The 16614-nt window shown below is 60.3% G+C and carries 14 protein-coding genes and 3 rRNA genes; 12 read left to right on the top strand and 5 right to left on the bottom strand.

Translation table 11 applies throughout. The annotated features are described in order from the left end of the window. Positions 1–5 precede the first annotated feature (5 nt). From ACZ5J0_RS17840 to ACZ5J0_RS17825, 4 genes are all read left to right on the top strand, one after another. A complete protein-coding gene (locus ACZ5J0_RS17840; RefSeq protein ID WP_142937678.1) occupies positions 6–989 on the top strand; it encodes a FecCD family ABC transporter permease in 984 nt (327 codons plus the stop codon). Position 990: 1 nt separating this feature from the next. Beyond that, entirely contained in the window at positions 991–1815 is an 825-nt protein-coding gene (locus ACZ5J0_RS17835) for an ABC transporter ATP-binding protein (protein WP_142937669.1), read from the top strand. Continuing rightward, entirely contained in the window at positions 1812–2867 is a 1056-nt protein-coding gene (locus ACZ5J0_RS17830; RefSeq protein ID WP_464093706.1) for a siderophore-interacting protein, read from the top strand. The genes ACZ5J0_RS17835 and ACZ5J0_RS17830 overlap by 4 nt, the downstream gene beginning before the upstream one ends. 271 nt (positions 2868–3138) lie before the next feature. After that, a complete protein-coding gene (locus ACZ5J0_RS17825; protein WP_464093705.1) occupies positions 3139–4005 on the top strand; it encodes an SGNH/GDSL hydrolase family protein in 867 nt (288 codons plus the stop codon). A gap of 18 nt (positions 4006–4023) precedes the next feature. Here the strand turns inward: ACZ5J0_RS17825 and ACZ5J0_RS17820 are convergent, their stop codons facing one another. Next, positions 4024–4311: a YciI family protein gene (locus tag ACZ5J0_RS17820; protein WP_464093704.1), complete on the bottom strand. Its 288-nt coding sequence runs from the start codon at positions 4309–4311 to the stop codon at positions 4024–4026. 67 nt (positions 4312–4378) lie between these two features. Here ACZ5J0_RS17820 and ACZ5J0_RS17815 point away from each other — a divergent pair, with 67 nt between their 5' ends. Together ACZ5J0_RS17815 and ACZ5J0_RS17810 are read left to right on the top strand one after the other, a co-directional pair. Next, entirely contained in the window at positions 4379–4858 is a 480-nt protein-coding gene (locus ACZ5J0_RS17815; protein WP_017198795.1) for a MarR family winged helix-turn-helix transcriptional regulator, read from the top strand. Positions 4859–4911: 53 nt separating this feature from the next. Beyond that, positions 4912–5676 carry an SGNH/GDSL hydrolase family protein gene (locus ACZ5J0_RS17810; protein WP_166843157.1) on the top strand — a complete coding sequence of 255 codons (765 nt, stop codon included), beginning with the start codon at positions 4912–4914 and terminating at the stop codon, positions 5674–5676. Here ACZ5J0_RS17810 and ACZ5J0_RS17805 read toward each other — a convergent pair. The 3 genes from ACZ5J0_RS17805 to ACZ5J0_RS17795 are packed head-to-tail and all read right to left on the bottom strand — an operon-like array spanning position 5673 to position 8441. Continuing rightward, positions 5673–6461 carry an FAD:protein FMN transferase gene (locus ACZ5J0_RS17805; protein WP_464093703.1) on the bottom strand — a complete coding sequence of 263 codons (789 nt, stop codon included), beginning with the start codon at positions 6459–6461 and terminating at the stop codon, positions 5673–5675. The genes ACZ5J0_RS17810 and ACZ5J0_RS17805 overlap by 4 nt on opposite strands. Then, on the bottom strand, positions 6445–6984 hold the full coding sequence (locus tag ACZ5J0_RS17800; protein ID WP_250821387.1) for an FMN-binding protein: 540 nt from the start codon (positions 6982–6984) through the stop codon (positions 6445–6447). Before ACZ5J0_RS17800 ends, ACZ5J0_RS17805 begins: the two co-directional genes overlap by 17 nt. After that, positions 6981–8441 (bottom strand): ferredoxin reductase family protein, encoded by a 1461-nt coding sequence (locus ACZ5J0_RS17795; protein WP_464093702.1) that lies wholly within the window; start codon positions 8439–8441, stop codon positions 6981–6983. Before ACZ5J0_RS17795 ends, ACZ5J0_RS17800 begins: the two co-directional genes overlap by 4 nt. Positions 8442–8836: 395 nt before the next feature. Here ACZ5J0_RS17795 and rpmB point away from each other — a divergent pair, with 395 nt between their 5' ends. The 6 genes from rpmB to rrf all read left to right on the top strand — a co-directional run bounded on the left by rpmB (position 8837) and on the right by rrf (position 16090). Continuing rightward, on the top strand, positions 8837–9073 hold the full coding sequence (gene rpmB / locus ACZ5J0_RS17790; RefSeq protein ID WP_011776361.1) for a 50S ribosomal protein L28: 237 nt from the start codon (positions 8837–8839) through the stop codon (positions 9071–9073). Beyond that, the gene (gene rpmG, locus ACZ5J0_RS17785) at positions 9073–9240 is read left to right on the top strand and encodes a 50S ribosomal protein L33 (RefSeq protein WP_003798558.1); all 168 of its coding nucleotides are present in this window, start codon (positions 9073–9075) and stop codon (positions 9238–9240) included. The genes rpmB and rpmG overlap by 1 nt, the downstream gene beginning before the upstream one ends. A gap of 4 nt (positions 9241–9244) precedes the next feature. After that, a complete protein-coding gene (gene rpsN / locus ACZ5J0_RS17780; RefSeq protein ID WP_011776360.1) occupies positions 9245–9550 on the top strand; it encodes a 30S ribosomal protein S14 in 306 nt (101 codons plus the stop codon). Between the two features lie 1041 nt (positions 9551–10591). Continuing rightward, positions 10592–12112: ribosomal RNA gene (locus ACZ5J0_RS17775) — 16S ribosomal RNA — on the top strand. Between the two features lie 563 nt (positions 12113–12675). Then, a 23S ribosomal RNA gene (locus ACZ5J0_RS17770) occupies positions 12676–15817 on the top strand. Positions 15818–15973: 156 nt separating this feature from the next. Beyond that, positions 15974–16090 (top strand): 5S ribosomal RNA (gene rrf, locus ACZ5J0_RS17765). The 16S, 23S and 5S rRNA genes sit together here, the layout of an rRNA operon. A 69-nt stretch (positions 16091–16159) precedes the next feature. Here rrf and ACZ5J0_RS17760 read toward each other — a convergent pair. Next, positions 16160–16537 (bottom strand): nuclear transport factor 2 family protein, encoded by a 378-nt coding sequence (locus tag ACZ5J0_RS17760; RefSeq protein WP_166843163.1) that lies wholly within the window; start codon positions 16535–16537, stop codon positions 16160–16162. Between the last annotated feature and the right edge of the window lie 77 nt (positions 16538–16614).

Below are 16614 nucleotides of genomic sequence, written 5' to 3'. Positions count from 1 at the left end.
TGGCCATGTTTGCCGTGTACGTGCTCCTGGGCAGTTACACCGTGACCATCCCGGATTTCTTCACTATCGTCATCAACCACCTGACCGGCGGCGAGAAAATCCCCGGGGCGAGCTTCATCGTGATGGAGCACAAACTGCCCCGGGCAGTCGTTGGAACCATGATCGGCGTTGCCTTCGGCCTGGCCGGTGCACTGTTCCAAACCATGCTCCGGAACCCCTTGGCGAGCCCGGACATCATTGGCATCAGCTACGGCGCCAGTGCTGCGGCAGTGACGGCGATCGTGATATTTGGTGCCTCAGGTGCCGTGGTTTCCGGGGCCGCGTTGGGCGGCGCCTTGGGTGTTGCCGCCATTATTTACATGATTTCCCGCGGAACAGGTTCCGGTGCAGGCGGAGGTAGCCGCGGCAACGCTGCCGGCAACCGTCTCATCCTGGCGGGCGTTGGCATCGCCGCTGCCCTGCACGCAGTGGTCAACTTCCTCATGACCCGCGCCGATATCCGCACCGCAGCGGATGCCCTGATCTGGCTCAACGGTTCCCTCAATTCGGCCACGTGGGACCGTGCAGGCGTGCTGTTGGTCTCCCTGCTGGTCCTGATACCGGCCGTTATTGCCCTCGCGGGGCCTTTGCGCATCCTCGAATTGGGGGATGACACCGCCGCGGGCCTTGGCATCAAGGTCAACGCCGCCCGGCTGGGACTGGTGCTAACCGCCGTCGGACTTGCCGCCGTCGCAACTGCCGCCGCCGGTCCGGTCGCCTTCGTCGCTTTCCTCGCCGGACCCATCGCCCGGCGCATCGTCCGCAAACCCAGCCTCCCGGCGTCGGCCCTCACCGGTGCGCTGATCGTGCTCCTGGCCGACTTCTTCGCCTCCAACATTGCACCCGTCATCCTTGACGGGACCGTCCTCCCGGTCGGCGTCGTCACCGGCGCCCTCGGTGCCCCCTTCCTGTTGTGGCTGCTGGTCACGTCGAACCGAAAGGAGGCCTGAGATGGCCGTCCTTAATGCCCAGGACCTTACGCTGCAATACGAGCAGCGCAAAGTGGTGGAGGGCCTGTCCACCGAAATCCCCGAGGGTAAAGTGACCATGATCGTGGGCGCCAACGCCTGCGGAAAGTCCACTTTGCTCCGCGGCCTTTCGCGCCTGCTGAAGCCGGCCGGTGGTGCCGTCACGCTGGACGGCAAGAATATCCACAGCCGCCCCGCCAAGGAACTTGCCCGGACCCTCGGCCTGCTGCCCCAGCACCCCACCGCCCCGGACGGCATTACCGTCCGCGACCTGGTGGGCCGGGGCCGGTACCCGCACCAAGGCTTCTTCCGGAGTTGGAGCGAGTCCGACGACGCCGCGGTGCAGCGTGCGCTGGACGCCACGGACACGCTGGAGCTTGCTGAGCGGGACATCGATGAACTCTCCGGCGGGCAGCGTCAGCGCGTGTGGATCGCCATGGCCCTGGCCCAGGAAACCGACGTTCTGCTGCTGGACGAGCCCACCACCTACCTGGACCTGGCGCACCAGGTTGAGGTCCTGGACCTGATCACCGACCTCAACCGCAGCCGCGGCACCACCGTGGCGATCGTGCTGCACGATCTCAACCTTGCTGCACGCTACGCGGACCACGTCATCGCCATGAAAGGCGGGTGCATCGTGGCCGAAGGCGCCGCCACTGCAGTGGTCACGGAGGAACTTGTGTTCAACGTTTTCGGCTTGGAATCCCGGGTGGTCCCGGACCCCATTTCAGGCACACCGCTGATCGTCCCCATCGGACGCCACCACGCACGTACCGCTTCAACCAACGAACTGGAGATCGCATCATGAGTGCACAACCGACCCAGGCCAAAGCAAGCGCCGCAGTGGAACCCATGACCCTCGCCTTCGATGTCACTGTGACCGCGGTGCAGGAGCTCAGCCCCAACTTCCGCAGGATTACTTTCGGCGGATACTGCCTGCGCGACTTTGGAGTGGCCGGTGACACCCTGGACCTCCGCGTGAAGCTGATGATTCCGTCCCGCGACGCATCCGGCAACGTCATTCCTTTGCCTGTTTTCAAGATGGAAGAATCCGGGTGGTACCAGGAATGGTTGGCCATGGACCCGTCCGTCCGCGGTGACATGCGCACGTACACCGTCCGCTCCGAGCGCCTCGACGCCGTGTATCCCGAGATCGACATCGACTTCGTGATGCACTTCGACGACGCCGGCAATGGTGGACCCGCAGCCAACTGGGCCGCTGCCGCGAAGCCCGGCGATGCCCTCACCATCATTGGGCCCAACAACAGGGCCGCGCAGTGCACCACCGCCGGAGCTTACGGCGGCATCGAGTGGCGGCCGGGCCTGGCGCAGCGCATTCTCCTTGCGGGCGACGAAACTGCCGTTCCAGCCATCAGCGCCATTCTTGAGAGCCTGCCGGCTGACATGACCGGCCACGCCTTCCTCGAAGTACCCGAGGCCGGCGACTTCCAGGACATCGTCACCCCGGCCGATATCGAAATCACCTGGCTTGCCCGCGGTGCCGCGATCGGACGCTCCCGTCCCCACGGCGAACTCCTCAAGGAAGCCGTCGCCAAGGCCGTTCCCGTGCCCGGCTGGGTGGGCATCAAAGGCACCGAAACCGCCGCCGGTCCCGAGCCGGAAGACGTCAACGTGGATCAGGAAATCCTCTGGGAAACCCCGCAGCGCATGGACACTGCAGCCATCGAAGCCAGCAAGAACCCCACGCTGCCTGCCGGAGCCTTGCCCTTCTACGCTTGGATCGCCGGCGAAGCATTCGTGATCAAGGAGATGCGCCGCTACCTGGTGCGGGACGTTGGTATCGACCGCAAGCAGGTTGCCTTCATGGGCTACTGGCGGCGAGGCAAGGCGGAGGGCTAAGCCCCTGGGTGCGGGCCGGGCCGCCCGCAGCGGCGGTTTTGCCGTCGCTTAGACACGGCCCATAGGTGACGTTGCGGTCGCTGGGCGACCTTCACATCACGATGGGCCGCGATGCGCTCCTACCCAAAACCGCCGCCGCGGCCGTGAACGCCCCACCTTCCGATGCTCTCTCACTTCCCGACGGTTTTTGGGCGTTGCTCTCTCACATCCCGTTCGTTGTGTTCATTTGGGGTTGGCTCTGGTGTAACCGGGGGCGGGTAGCGTCGCTGCCGTGCGGGAGGAACTCGGGGGCGGGAACAGCGTTCGACGGCGGTATGTCGCCATCGGGGACTCCTTCACCGAAGGCGTGGGGGACCTCAGCCCGGTGTTGCCCAACGGGGTGCGCGGCTGGGCAGACAGGGTGGCCGAGAAGTTGGCCAAGGACCAGCCCGGCTGGGAGTACGCCAACTTGGCCGTGCGCAGCAAGAGGCTCCGGCACATCATCGATGAACAACTTGAGCCAGCCCTCGCCATGGAACCGACGCTCGTTACGGTCTATGCAGGGGGTAACGACATCCTCGATTTCGGTACAGACATGGATGCTCTCCTCAATGACTACGAGATGCTGGTCGCGCGCCTCAGCGAAAGCGGGGCGACGCTGGTCCTGTTCACTGGCTTCGATGTTAAAGTCTCGGCGGTCCTGGAGCCTTTCAAGAAGCGAAACACCCTGTACAACCAACGGGTCCGGGAAATTGCGGCCAAGTACGGTGCGGTGCTGGTGGATTATTGGTGCTTCGATGCCTTCAAGGACAAACGGATGTGGGCTCCTGACCGCCTGCACATGTCTAAAGCCGGGCACAAGTACTTAGCCGCGCAGGTCCTCAATCACTTGAATGTGCCGCACAAGATCAGGCCAAAGGAATGGGAACCACCGTCGCGGGTGACGCTCCGGGAGTGGGAACGAGCCCAACGCCGCTGGGTCAACGATTGGGTGGTGCCGTTGTTTGGGCGGAAACTGCGGGGAGTGACTTTGGGTGATTCCACCCGGGCCCGCTGGCCGGAGCCGGTCACTGTGCCACGCAAAGGCGGTTTAAGGAAGCTGGTTGAAAGCAAGGCGCAGGATGTGAGAGAGCGCCCGGCTGGGGAGGGTGAGATGTGAGAGAGCGTGCGGAAAGCTCTAGCTGTCCAGCAGATTCTCGTAACCCTCGGCCACACTGGTAGCCGTGAATTCAATGATCTCGAACTCCGCCACGCCATTGCTGTAGAACGGGTCCTTGGCCAGCGAAGCATCCAACGTGGCCCGGTCCACTTTGGACAGCAGCACCCCTCCCGTGGCAGGGACGCGACGTCCGGACGCAAGGAAGATGCCGCCGTCGAACGCTTCCTTCAGCCAGGCCATGTGGCCCGGGCGGTGGAAGTCGACAATTTCGTCGGGAACTTTATAGGTCAATGAGACGACAAACATGCCGCCAGCCTATCGCCTGAGCAGGGGCGGCGACCTAGGAATCAGCGAATTCTCATAAGATGGAGGCATGACTCAACCCCGCTGGCTGAATGCCGACGAACGCCGTGCTTGGCTGGCCCTGCTGAGCATCAACACCTTGCTCCCCTCGGCGTTGGACACCCAGCTTCAGTCGGCAGGCAAACTGTCCTTGTTCGACTACAACGTGCTCGCGATGCTCTCCGAGACCGAGGGCCGGTACCTGCCTATGAGTGAGCTCGCTGCGCGGACCAGTGCCTCCCTGTCACGGCTTTCGCACGTCGTCACCAAGCTGCAGAAACGCGGCTGGGTGGAACGGCAGGCGCACCCCGGCGACGCCCGTGTGACCGTTGCCCACCTGACGGACGCCGGTATGTCCACCATCGTGTCCCTCGCCCCGGGGCATGTTGAATCAGTGCGGACGCTGATGCTCGATTCGCTCAGCCCCGACGACGTCGCGGATCTTGCCCGCATCGGTGAGAAAATCGTGGCCCGCTTGGACAACAACCACTGGATCCTCCGTGACTCGTAACCCCCTTTACGGGTGCTTTGTGGCCTCGGGCGCCGAAGTGGCAGACTGACGGCATGGATTTTTCTGCCCGTTATGTTGCCTTGGGGGACTCGTTTACTGAGGGCGTCGGAGACGACGATCCCACCCGCCCCAACGGTGTTCGCGGCTGGGCCGACGTCGTCGCCGGACAGTTGGCGCACAGCAACGCCGACTTCGGCTACGCCAACCTGGCGATCCGCGGCCGGAAGCTGCGCCAGATCATGGCCGAGCAGGTTGACGCCGCCGTCGCCATGAACCCCACCTTGGTAACGCTGTACGCGGGGGCCAACGACATCCTGCGGCCGAAGATCGATATTGACTCACTTTTGGACGAGTACGACGCCGGCATTGCCAAGTTGAGCGCGTCCGGCGCCACCGTGGTCCTCTTCACGGGCTTTGACGCCAAGGGATCCAAAGTTTTCAGCGCCATGCGCGGGCGGACTGCCATCTACAACGAGCTGGTGCGGGAAATCGCGGACAATCACGGTGCGTTGCTGGTGGACTACTGGCGTTTTGATGAGTACAACGATTGGCGCCTCTGGGGTGAGGACAGGATGCACATGTCCTCGGCCGGACACGTCAACATGGCCAAACGGGTCCTGGATGTCCTGGAACACGAGCATGCGGTGGAGGTGCCGGAACTTGCCCCGATCCGCCTGGCCAACCGCGTGGAAACCCTCAAGGCCAATGCGCGCTGGGTGAAGGAATCGGCTGCACCGTGGGTATCACGGAGGCTCCGTGGAGTTTCCTCCGGTGATGGACTCAGCCCCAAGTACGCGGAACTGATCAAGCCCCTTTAGGCGCGGAAGCCTGGTGTTGCCAGCAACGACCCGTCGCGCTGGACCGCCAGGACATCCACGCCCCACTGCTCCACCGCGTGATCCAACGCCCGGGTGCCGCCAGCAACAATCGCTGTTGCCAGCACGTCCGCTGTGACGATCTCCGTCGCCGCGACCGATGCCTGGATGAATTCCGGGCGATCCGAGCCGGCTGTCCAGATATGCTCTCCGCGCTCGGCGGACCCCGAAGTAGCAAGGGCCCGGTTGGCCGCCAGCGGGTAGGCGCCAAGCAGTGACTGACGATCGCCGGGGTCCACGATGCCGGCCAACCAGGGACCCGCTGCCGCCTTGGTTTCCGGTGATCCGCTGACCAGTACGTCCCCGCCGGCATTTACGCACCAATCATGCAGCCCCAAGGCCCGGAGGGACAGCGCGGCTTCCCGGACTGCGTGCGCTTTGACGATTCCCGAAAGATCGATCCTGCCGTCCGGGCGCTCTGCCGTGAAAGCCCCATCAGTGGCCAATCGCCATTCCGAGGCCTCTGTGTACAGGTCGCGGAGAGACTCGGATGCATAAGCCAGAGCCAGCTCGCCGCTGTTGATTCTGTTTGCTTCGGACCCGGACCGGTAGAGGCTGAACGTCAGGTCGAGGCTGGCAAAGATCCCTTCCAGGACCTCGACGGCGGACTCCAGCTCGTCCACGGCGGTATCAGGTGCGGAGGTGCTCGCCACCGTCAGGCTCACCACGGTGCCCATGCTGTGGAAGGTCCGCGCACGGAGCTGCGGGCGGCTAGAAGTTTGCTGCATCGAGGGCCGCCTGGAGTGAGGTGAGGTAGGCGTCGCTGGTGATGGTTGCGCCGCCTACCGTTTGGACATTGGCCGATTGTGCCTGGAGGACTTCAGACCGCAATACGGGGGCCGCGCGACTGCTGATCTGGGCGGACTTTCGTTCCGCGTCGGTCAGCTGCAGTGGGGTGATCTCGGTGATTTTGCCGGCTTGGATGGTGACCCGGACCTGCACGGAACCGTAGCGGGTCTGGACGGTGGAACCGTCGTACGTTGCCGCCGTCGTACTTCCCGTCCCTGTGCTGCCGGTGCTGCCTGAGTTGCCGGTACTGCCGGTGTCAGAAGAGCCGGTGCTGCCGTTGGACCCGCTGCTGCCTGTCCCGGAACCTTCGCTCGCGGCGGATCCGGCGCCGCCGCCGGTGGTGTTGCTGCTGAGGCTGGTGGTGGCTGTGCCAGTCTCGGCCACGTGCGATCCCGATTGCCACCCCGCCAGCAGGATGCCTGCCGATGCAACGGCTGTTGCCAAAGCTGCCCGTATTCTCACCAGTCGAACCTTTCGTAGTGGAGTTGCTGTGCGGGGACGCCTGCCAGTTCGACGTCCCGGATGACGGACGCAGCCCAGGGGGACGGCCCGCAGACATAAACATCGGCGTCCGCGATGCCCCGAACGTAGGAATGGAGTCCAAAACCGGCCTGGACTGCGTCCTGGGGAAGCCAGGCGTGATCGCCCTGCGAACGTGGGCCCAGAAGGTGGAACAGGGTGACGCCCCGGGCTTTGCAGAGGGCCATGATCTCCTTGCCCAGGAACAACTCCGAGTCTTGGTGGCCACGGAGCAGAACGGTTGCTTCGCCGGGCTGGAACGGTGTTGTTTCGAGCAACGAGCGCAGGGGAGTAATCCCAATGCCGGCACCGATCATCACCACCTTGTTCCGGGTCCTGGCGGCCGTGCTGAACATGCCGTAGGGTCCTTCGATTGCCACTTTGGTGCCGGGCCTGATGTGCGCAAGCTTGGCCGTGCCTTTGCCAAGCGTGCGTACGGTGATGCGGAGTTTGCCGGGCTGATTGCCCCTCCCTGGAATGGGCTCTGCCGACAGGCTGAACGGATGGGGCTGCCACCAGTGCCCGGGGGCCAGGAACCTCCAGAAGAAGAACCGGCCGCCGGCCCCGGACAAGCGCTCCAGATTTCTTCCTGTCATTTCGATGCTGAAGACATCCGCCGAAACACGGACCACCCTGCTCACCGTGAGCTGGTGCTTGAAACTGGCGGCAATGGGTTGGTAGATCCGGAACCAAAGGAGGGCCGCGCCGGTTCCCACACAGAGCAGCAACCAGTACCAGCGCTGCCACGTGCCCTCCGCAAACAGGCCGCCCACGCTGAATTGGTGCGGAATGGCGGTTCCCACTGCGGCGTAGGTGAGCAGGTGGACTGCGTACCAGAATTCATAGGGGCACTTGCGCCGGACTGCCACCAGGGACGTCACCACCACGGCAAAGAACAGGGCCATGGAGACGAAAGCCAGCCACATATCCGGAACATTCACCCACAACGAGATTGATTCACTGACAGGATCCAGTCCTTCTGCGGCGCCGTACCCGATAGCCAGCAGCACGCCGTGGGCAAGCAGAAGATAGAGCGCCGGCTTGCCCAACCATTTGTGGACTTCCAGGGCGCGGTCATGGCCGATGGTGTTGTCAATGAACGGGATCCGGGCTGCCAGAAGCAGCATCAGCAAAACCACATCCATGCCGATCAGTCCTGCAATGATTCCCAGCGCCGTCATGGTTCCGGCGAACGAGGAGAACCCGCTGATACCGCCATCGGCCAGCCCCAGCGCCACCGCCGCCACGGGTGACAACCACGCAAGGAAACCCAGGACGTCGGTCCGGGCCAGCCGCCGTCGTGCCTGTCTGTGGAAACGTTCGACGGCGGCGGGCCGCTTGCGTTTCGCCCCTTCCGGGGCGCTATTCGCCGGTGCGTCGGAGGTGAGTAGCGAAGTCATGAATCAAGACTCGCCACGATTCCTTTCATTCTGCTGTGAAAGGCCTGACGGGGGCTTATGATTCCTGATTGGTCTTAATTTGGCCTGGCCCGTAGAATAGTTAGGCGCTAGGTAGTGCGGATCGTGTGCAATTGCTCCGGTTGGTGGTGAAGGTCAGTCTCACTGACGTCCCGTTGGCCGGTAGTTAGGGGCTCAAGTTGCGTGCATTCCTGTATTCGCCCGGTATCCCAGGTTCTGATCCAGTGGTTTCCACTGCCCGGACCTGAGGCCAACCCTCTTCGCCGCAGTTGCTGCGGAAACTACCGAAATGGTTTGGAACGGATGCGGACGCTGCCTGTCGCACGGTAACGCAGGAACATCTGCACGCCGTTACATTCAATCTTTGGAGGAGAGTCATGGCAGCACACTGCCAAGTGACCGGAGCCGAGCCGGGCTTTGGACACAGCATTTCGCACTCGCACCGTCGCAACAAGCGTCGGTTCGACCCGAACATTCAGAAGAAGCGCTACTGGGTTCCGTCCCTGCGCCGTAATGTCACGCTGACCCTGTCAGCCCGTGGCATCAAGACCATCGACGTACGCGGCATCGACTCAGTCGTTGCTGACATCCTGGCACGAGGAGTAAAGCTCTAATGGCAAAGGACAAGGACGTACGTCCGATCATCAAGCTGAAGTCCACTGCGGGCACCGGTTACACCTACGTAACCCGCAAGAACCGTCGTAACGATCCTGACCGCCTGGTCTTGAAGAAGTACGACCCCAAGATCCGCCAGCACGTCGAATTCCGAGAGGAGCGCTAAACACATGGCAAAGAAGTCCAAGATTGCTCGCAACGAGCAGCGCAAGGTCATTGTTGAGCGTTACGCTGCCAAGCGTCTCGAACTGAAGAAGACCCTGGTTGACCCCAACGCGACTGACGAAGCACGCGAAGCTGCACGCCTCGGCCTGCAGAAGCTGCCCCGCAACGCCTCCCCGATCCGTCTGCGTAACCGCGACCAGATCGACGGCCGTCCCCGTGGCACGCTCCAGAAGTTCGGCATCTCCCGTGTTCGCTTCCGCGACATGGCTCACCGTGGTGAGCTCCCGGGCATCACCAAGTCTTCCTGGTAATCACGAAGCTCTGAAAGGGCCGGCAACCGTTATGGTTGCCGGCCCTTTTTGCGTTTAAGCGTGCCTTCTGGTGCTGGGGCCCTCTGTCGTTGGCGCGGGCGTGGCGCGGTGAGTGTGGTTGGCGCGGTGGGTGGTTGGTGGGGTTGGCGCTGTGTCTGGTTGGTGCGGTGTCTGGTTGGTGGGGTTGGCGCGGTGTCTGGTTGGTGGGGTTGGCGGCGGTCATCCTCTGTGCGCTCGGTCATTCCTCCCTTGGACGCGTGCTGCCGGATGACCGCCTCCACCTTCCGACGCTCTCTCACGTCCCGCGGGTTTTTGTGGATCGCTCTCTCACCTATTTGCCGTTTTTGGGCGTCGCTCTCTCACTTCCCGCGGGTTTGGGGGCGTCGCTCTCTGGTTTTGCGGGTTGGGTGGGTGTTCGACGGCGGGTGGTTGTGGTGTGTTCGGGGTCTTGCCTGTGGTGGGATGGTTGGCTTGTGTGACGTGTTTCACTGACGATGCTTTCCTGGGGTTTTTGCTGGTTTGGGGTCTTGGTGAGCGTGTTGGGCCCGTGTTTGCGGGGTTTTGTGGTCGCTGGGGGTTGATTTGTGCCGGGACCCGTGGGCGTGTAATGTCTTCTGAGTCGCCGCGAGTGAGACAGCTTGGAGCTGAGAACCGCGGAGGCCAACCCCTTTGATAACAGCCTGAAAATTGGCACGCTTTTGAGTGTGCACGTGGAGGGTGGGGCCGAGGCCTGGATCGGGAATCGCGGAAACGTTGATTTGCAAAGATCTGGCTGATCGGGTAAGTTTGAAAAGTTGCTCCGGAGCGATCCCGGGCCCCTGTGGGGGTTTGGGTGGTGCCGGTTAGTGTCTGTTGTTTGAGAACTCAATAGTGTGCCAAGTTTGTTGATACCGATTGTTTTTTTGATTGGTTGAAATTATGGCTGGATCATTGCGCACCCCCGTGTGTGGTGGTCTGGTTTTCAGCTGGTTTCGAATTTTGTGCAGCCGCGTTTACCGTTATTTCCGGTGGGTGTGGTTGTGTCTGTTTGATTTGTTTTTTTCAACGGAGAGTTTGATCCTGGCTCAGGATGAACGCTGGCGGCGTGCTTAACACATGCAAGTCGAACGATGATCCCAGCTTGCTGGGGGATTAGTGGCGAACGGGTGAGTAACACGTGAGTAACCTGCCCTTGACTCTGGGATAAGCCTGGGAAACTGGGTCTAATACCGGATACGACCATTCCACGCATGTGGTGGTGGTGGAAAGCTTTTGTGGTTTTGGATGGACTCGCGGCCTATCAGCTTGTTGGTGGGGTAATGGCCTACCAAGGCGACGACGGGTAGCCGGCCTGAGAGGGTGACCGGCCACACTGGGACTGAGACACGGCCCAGACTCCTACGGGAGGCAGCAGTGGGGAATATTGCACAATGGGCGCAAGCCTGATGCAGCGACGCCGCGTGAGGGATGACGGCCTTCGGGTTGTAAACCTCTTTCAGTAGGGAAGAAGCGTAAGTGACGGTACCTGCAGAAGAAGCGCCGGCTAACTACGTGCCAGCAGCCGCGGTAATACGTAGGGCGCAAGCGTTATCCGGAATTATTGGGCGTAAAGAGCTCGTAGGCGGTTTGTCGCGTCTGCTGTGAAAGACCGGGGCTCAACTCCGGTTCTGCAGTGGGTACGGGCAGACTAGAGTGCAGTAGGGGAGACTGGAATTCCTGGTGTAGCGGTGAAATGCGCAGATATCAGGAGGAACACCGATGGCGAAGGCAGGTCTCTGGGCTGTAACTGACGCTGAGGAGCGAAAGCATGGGGAGCGAACAGGATTAGATACCCTGGTAGTCCATGCCGTAAACGTTGGGCACTAGGTGTGGGGGACATTCCACGTTTTCCGCGCCGTAGCTAACGCATTAAGTGCCCCGCCTGGGGAGTACGGCCGCAAGGCTAAAACTCAAAGGAATTGACGGGGGCCCGCACAAGCGGCGGAGCATGCGGATTAATTCGATGCAACGCGAAGAACCTTACCAAGGCTTGACATGAACCGGAAAGACCTGGAAACAGGTGCCCCGCTTGCGGTCGGTTTACAGGTGGTGCATGGTTGTCGTCAGCTCGTGTCGTGAGATGTTGGGTTAAGTCCCGCAACGAGCGCAACCCTCGTTCTATGTTGCCAGCGCGTGATGGCGGGGACTCATAGGAGACTGCCGGGGTCAACTCGGAGGAAGGTGGGGACGACGTCAAATCATCATGCCCCTTATGTCTTGGGCTTCACGCATGCTACAATGGCCGGTACAAAGGGTTGCGATACTGTGAGGTGGAGCTAATCCCAAAAAGCCGGTCTCAGTTCGGATTGGGGTCTGCAACTCGACCCCATGAAGTCGGAGTCGCTAGTAATCGCAGATCAGCAACGCTGCGGTGAATACGTTCCCGGGCCTTGTACACACCGCCCGTCAAGTCACGAAAGTTGGTAACACCCGAAGCCGGTGGCCTAACCCTTGTGGGGGGAGCCGTCGAAGGTGGGACCGGCGATTGGGACTAAGTCGTAACAAGGTAGCCGTACCGGAAGGTGCGGCTGGATCACCTCCTTTCTAAGGAGCTGCTAACAACTGGTTGCTGTGCCTGCATGGGTGTGGTGGTGGTTGTCAGTGTTGCCCATTGCGCAGGCGTCTGTTCTGCGGTGGGTGCTCATGGGTGGAATATCAACGAATCAAATTTTTTTGGCATGGCCTTTCCTGGTTGTGTCCTGGTGCTAGTACGGCGGTCTGTGTCCCTTTTGTGGGGGTGTGGGTTGTGTGGAACGTGGCTGGGGCGTGGTTGGTGTGGGGTTGTGTTTGGCGCACTGTTGGGTCCTGAGGCAACAGGACCTTTTTGCAGCAATGCATAGGGGGCACTTCTGGTGTTTCTTTTGTTCCTGCTTCCGGTACGGCCGCTCGTGTGCATGGCTCCCCTTTTTTGGTGGGGGTTGTGGTGGGTGGTGGTCTGGTTGACGGGGTTGTTGTTTGAGAACTACATAGTGGACGCGAGCATCTAGAACACACACGCTTTGGTGTGTGTGTTCTTACAGCAATTTCTTATGAATGAACCTGGCCCTTGTGGTCGTGGTTCTCTCGAATAGATGATGCATGACCGGATGAGAGTCCGGTCTTTGTGTGGTCAAGTTTTTAAGGGCACACGGTGGATGCCTTGGCATTAGGAGCCGAAGAAGGACGTAGGAATCTGCGATAAGCCTGGGGGAGTTGATAACCGAGCGTTGATCCCAGGATGTCCGAATGGGGAAACCCCGCACAACGCTGTCATGGTGATTGTGTGACCCGCATCTGAACACATAGGGTGCGTGGGGGGAACGCGGGGAAGTGAAACATCTCAGTACCCGCAGGAAGAGAAAACAATAGTGATTCCGTTAGTAGTGGCGAGCGAACGCGGATCAGGCTAAACCGTTTCATGTGTGATAGCCGGCGGGCGTTGCATGGGCGGGGTTGTGGGACTTTCCGTTCTGGTTCTGCCGGACCAGTGAGGTGAGGTGCAGGCATAGGTGAACGGTCTTGAAAGGCCGGCCAGAGAGGGTGTGAGCCCCGTAACCGTAATGTTGTGCACGGCCTGGGGAGTATCCCAAGTAGCACGGGGCCCGAGAAATCCCGTGCGAATCTGTCAGGACCACCTGATAAGCCTAAATACTTCCTAATGACCGATAGCGGACCAGTACCGTGAGGGAAAGGTGAAAAGTACCCCGGGAGGGGAGTGAAACAGTACCTGAAACCGTGTGCTTACAATCCGTCGGAGCAGTCTTGTTACTGTGACGGCGTGCCTTTTGAAGAATGAGCCTGCGAGTTAGTGTTACGTCGCGAGGTTAACCCGTGTGGGGTAGCCGTAGCGAAAGCGAGTCTGAATAGGGCGAGTGTAGTGGCGTGATCTAGACCCGAAGCGGAGTGATCTACCCATGGCCAGGTTGAAGCGACGGTAAGACGTCGTGGAGGACCGAACCCACTTCAGTTGAAAATGGAGGGGATGAGCTGTGGGTAGGGGTGAAAGGCCAATCAAACTCCGTGATAGCTGGTTCTCCCCGAAATGCATTTAGGTGCAGCGTTGCGTGTTTCTTGCCGGAGGTAGAGCTACTGGATGGCCGATGGGCCCTACAAGGTTACTGACGTCAGCCAAACTCCGAATGCCGGTAAGTCAGAGCGCAGCAGTGAGACTGTGGGGGATAAGCTTCATAGTCGAGAGGGAAACAGCCCAGACCACCAACTAAGGCCCCTAAGCGTGTGCTAAGTGGGAAAGGATGTGGAGTTGCGAAGACAACCAGGAGGTTGGCTTAGAAGCAGCCATCCTTGAAAGAGTGCGTAATAGCTCACTGGTCAAGTGATTCCGCGCCGACAATGTAGCGGGGCTCAAGTACACCGCCGAAGTTGTGGATTTCACATATTGCCCTAGCCTTCGTGGTTCAGGGGTGTGGAGTGGTAGGGGAGCGTCGTGTGGGCAGTGAAGTCGCGGTGGAAACCAGCGGTGGAGCCTACACGAGTGAGAATGCAGGCATGAGTAGCGAAAGACGGGTGAGAAACCCGTCCGCCGAATGATCAAGGGTTCCAGGGTCAAGCTAATCTGCCCTGGGTAAGTCGGGACCTAAGGCGAGGCCGACAGGCGTAGTCGATGGACAACGGGTTGATATTCCCGTACCGGCGAAAAACCGTCCATGCCAAGCGGGGGATACTAACCGCCCGGAGCCTGCCCTATCACCCTTGTGGTGTGTGGGTTTTGGCCGAGCGCGGGATCTGATCCCGGGAGGTAAGCGTATTAACAGGTGTGACGCAGGAAGGTAGCCGGGCCGGGCGATGGTTGCCCCGGTCTAAGGATGTAGGGTCAGGGATAGGCAAATCCGTTCCTGTGTGTTTCGAGCACGATCCTGAGATCTGATGGGACCCCCGTTCGGGGGGATCCGGTGATCCTATGCTGCCAAGAAAAGCATCGACGCGAGGTTTTAGCCGCCCGTACCCCAAACCGACACAGGTGATCAGGTAGAGAATACCAAGGCGATCGAGAGAATTATGGTTAAGGAACTCGGCAAAATGCCCCCGTAACTTCGGGAGAAGGGGGGCCTGCCCCGTGATGGAGACTTGCTCTCCGTGAGCGGGTGTGGGCCGCAGAGACCAGGGGGAAGCGACTGTTTACTAAAAACACAGGTCCGTGCGAAGTCGCAAGACGATGTATACGGACTGACTCCTGCCCGGTGCTGGAAGGTTAAGAGGACCGGTTAGCCCTTACGGGCGAAGCTGAGAATTTAAGCCCCAGTAAACGGCGGTGGTAACTATAACCATCCTAAGGTAGCGAAATTCCTTGTCGGGTAAGTTCCGACCTGCACGAATGGAGTAACGACTTCCCCGCTGTCTCAACCATAAACTCGGCGAAATTGCAGTACGAGTAAAGATGCTCGTTACGCGCAGCAGGACGGAAAGACCCCGAGACCTTTACTATAGTTTGGTATTGGTGTTCGGAGTGGCTTGTGTAGGATAGGTGGGAGACGTTGAAACCCGGACGCCAGTTCGGGTGGAGTCATCGTTGAAATACCACTCTGGTCACTTTGGACATCTAACTTCGGCCCGTGATCCGGGTCAGGGACAGTGCCTGATGGGTAGTTTAACTGGGGCGGTTGCCTCCTAAAAAGTAACGGAGGCGCCCAAAGGTTCCCTCAGCCTGGTTGGCAATCAGGTGTCGAGTGTAAGTGCACAAGGGAGCTTGACTGTGAGAGAGACATCTCAAGCAGGGACGAAAGTCGGGACTAGTGATCCGGCGGTACATTGTGGAATGGCCGTCGCTCAACGGATAAAAGGTACCTCGGGGATAACAGGCTGATCTTGCCCAAGAGTCCATATCGACGGCATGGTTTGGCACCTCGATGTCGGCTCGTCGCATCCTGGGGCTGGAGTAGGTCCCAAGGGTTGGGCTGTTCGCCCATTAAAGCGGTACGCGAGCTGGGTTTAGAACGTCGTGAGACAGTTCGGTCCCTATCCGCTGCGCGCGCAGGAAATTTGAGAAGGGCTGTCCTTAGTACGAGAGGACCGGGACGGACGAACCTCTGGTGTGTCAGTTGTACTGCCAAGTGCATCGCTGATTAGCTACGTTCGGATGGGATAACCGCTGAAAGCATCTAAGCGGGAAGCTCGCTTCAAGATGAGATTTCCATACACATTTATGTGTGAGAGGCCCCCAGCCAGACCACTGGGTTGATAGGCCGGATGTGGAAGCGAGGACTAAAGACTCGTGAAGCTGACCGGTACTAATAGGCCAACAACTTACACCACACAACACACACTGCACGCGTCCACTATGTGGTTCCCGAACAACAACCGTTCGAACCAGGAACCAACAACTAAATAACAACACCACAGTTGTAACCCAAAGATTTCCCACCCCCACACCAGAACAACACCTGGCACACGGGGGACGGGTAACAGAGTTACGGCGGTCATAGCGTGGGGGAAACGCCCGGTCCCATTCCGAACCCGGAAGCTAAGACCCACAGCGCCGATGGTACTGCACCCGGGAGGGTGTGGGAGAGTAGGACACCGCCGGACAACCATTCACGGAGGAGCCCTGACCACACGGTCGGGGCTCCCCGCATTTAACAACCAAACACACAGCCCTCACACCTCAACGACGTCGCCACGCGCCAACGCGAAGGGCAAGCGATCGAAGATGATGCGAATCTCAACAATCTGATCGTTCTGAATGCGGTAGAGCTCTGCGCCAGGAGCGCTCGGTACTGCCCGATTGGCTGTGTTGTACATCAGCAGTGCTTCTTCGTCCGTGCCGAAGGCAGCAAGAAGCGTGGATTGCGTGAGCGAAGCAGCGAAGGGCTCCATAAAGGCCCGGACCGCCGCTTTCCCTTCGATGAAGCCTGAAGGTGCATGGCAAATGACATCGTCGGCCAAGTGGGCGGCTGCCGCGTCCAGTCTGCCGGTAGTCCAGGCCTGGTGGTATTCCACTGCGATCTTTACGGCGGCAGCTTGAGAGTTGGACATGGTGCTGTTCCTTTCGTAGAGGGCTACTTCTGTTGAGACACCGGAAGTAGCCATATCGGAACGACTGTAGGGGTACA

Source organism: Arthrobacter sp. DualSoilB13 (assembly GCF_055389195.1).
This window is presented reverse-complemented; position numbering and strand designations above follow the sequence as displayed.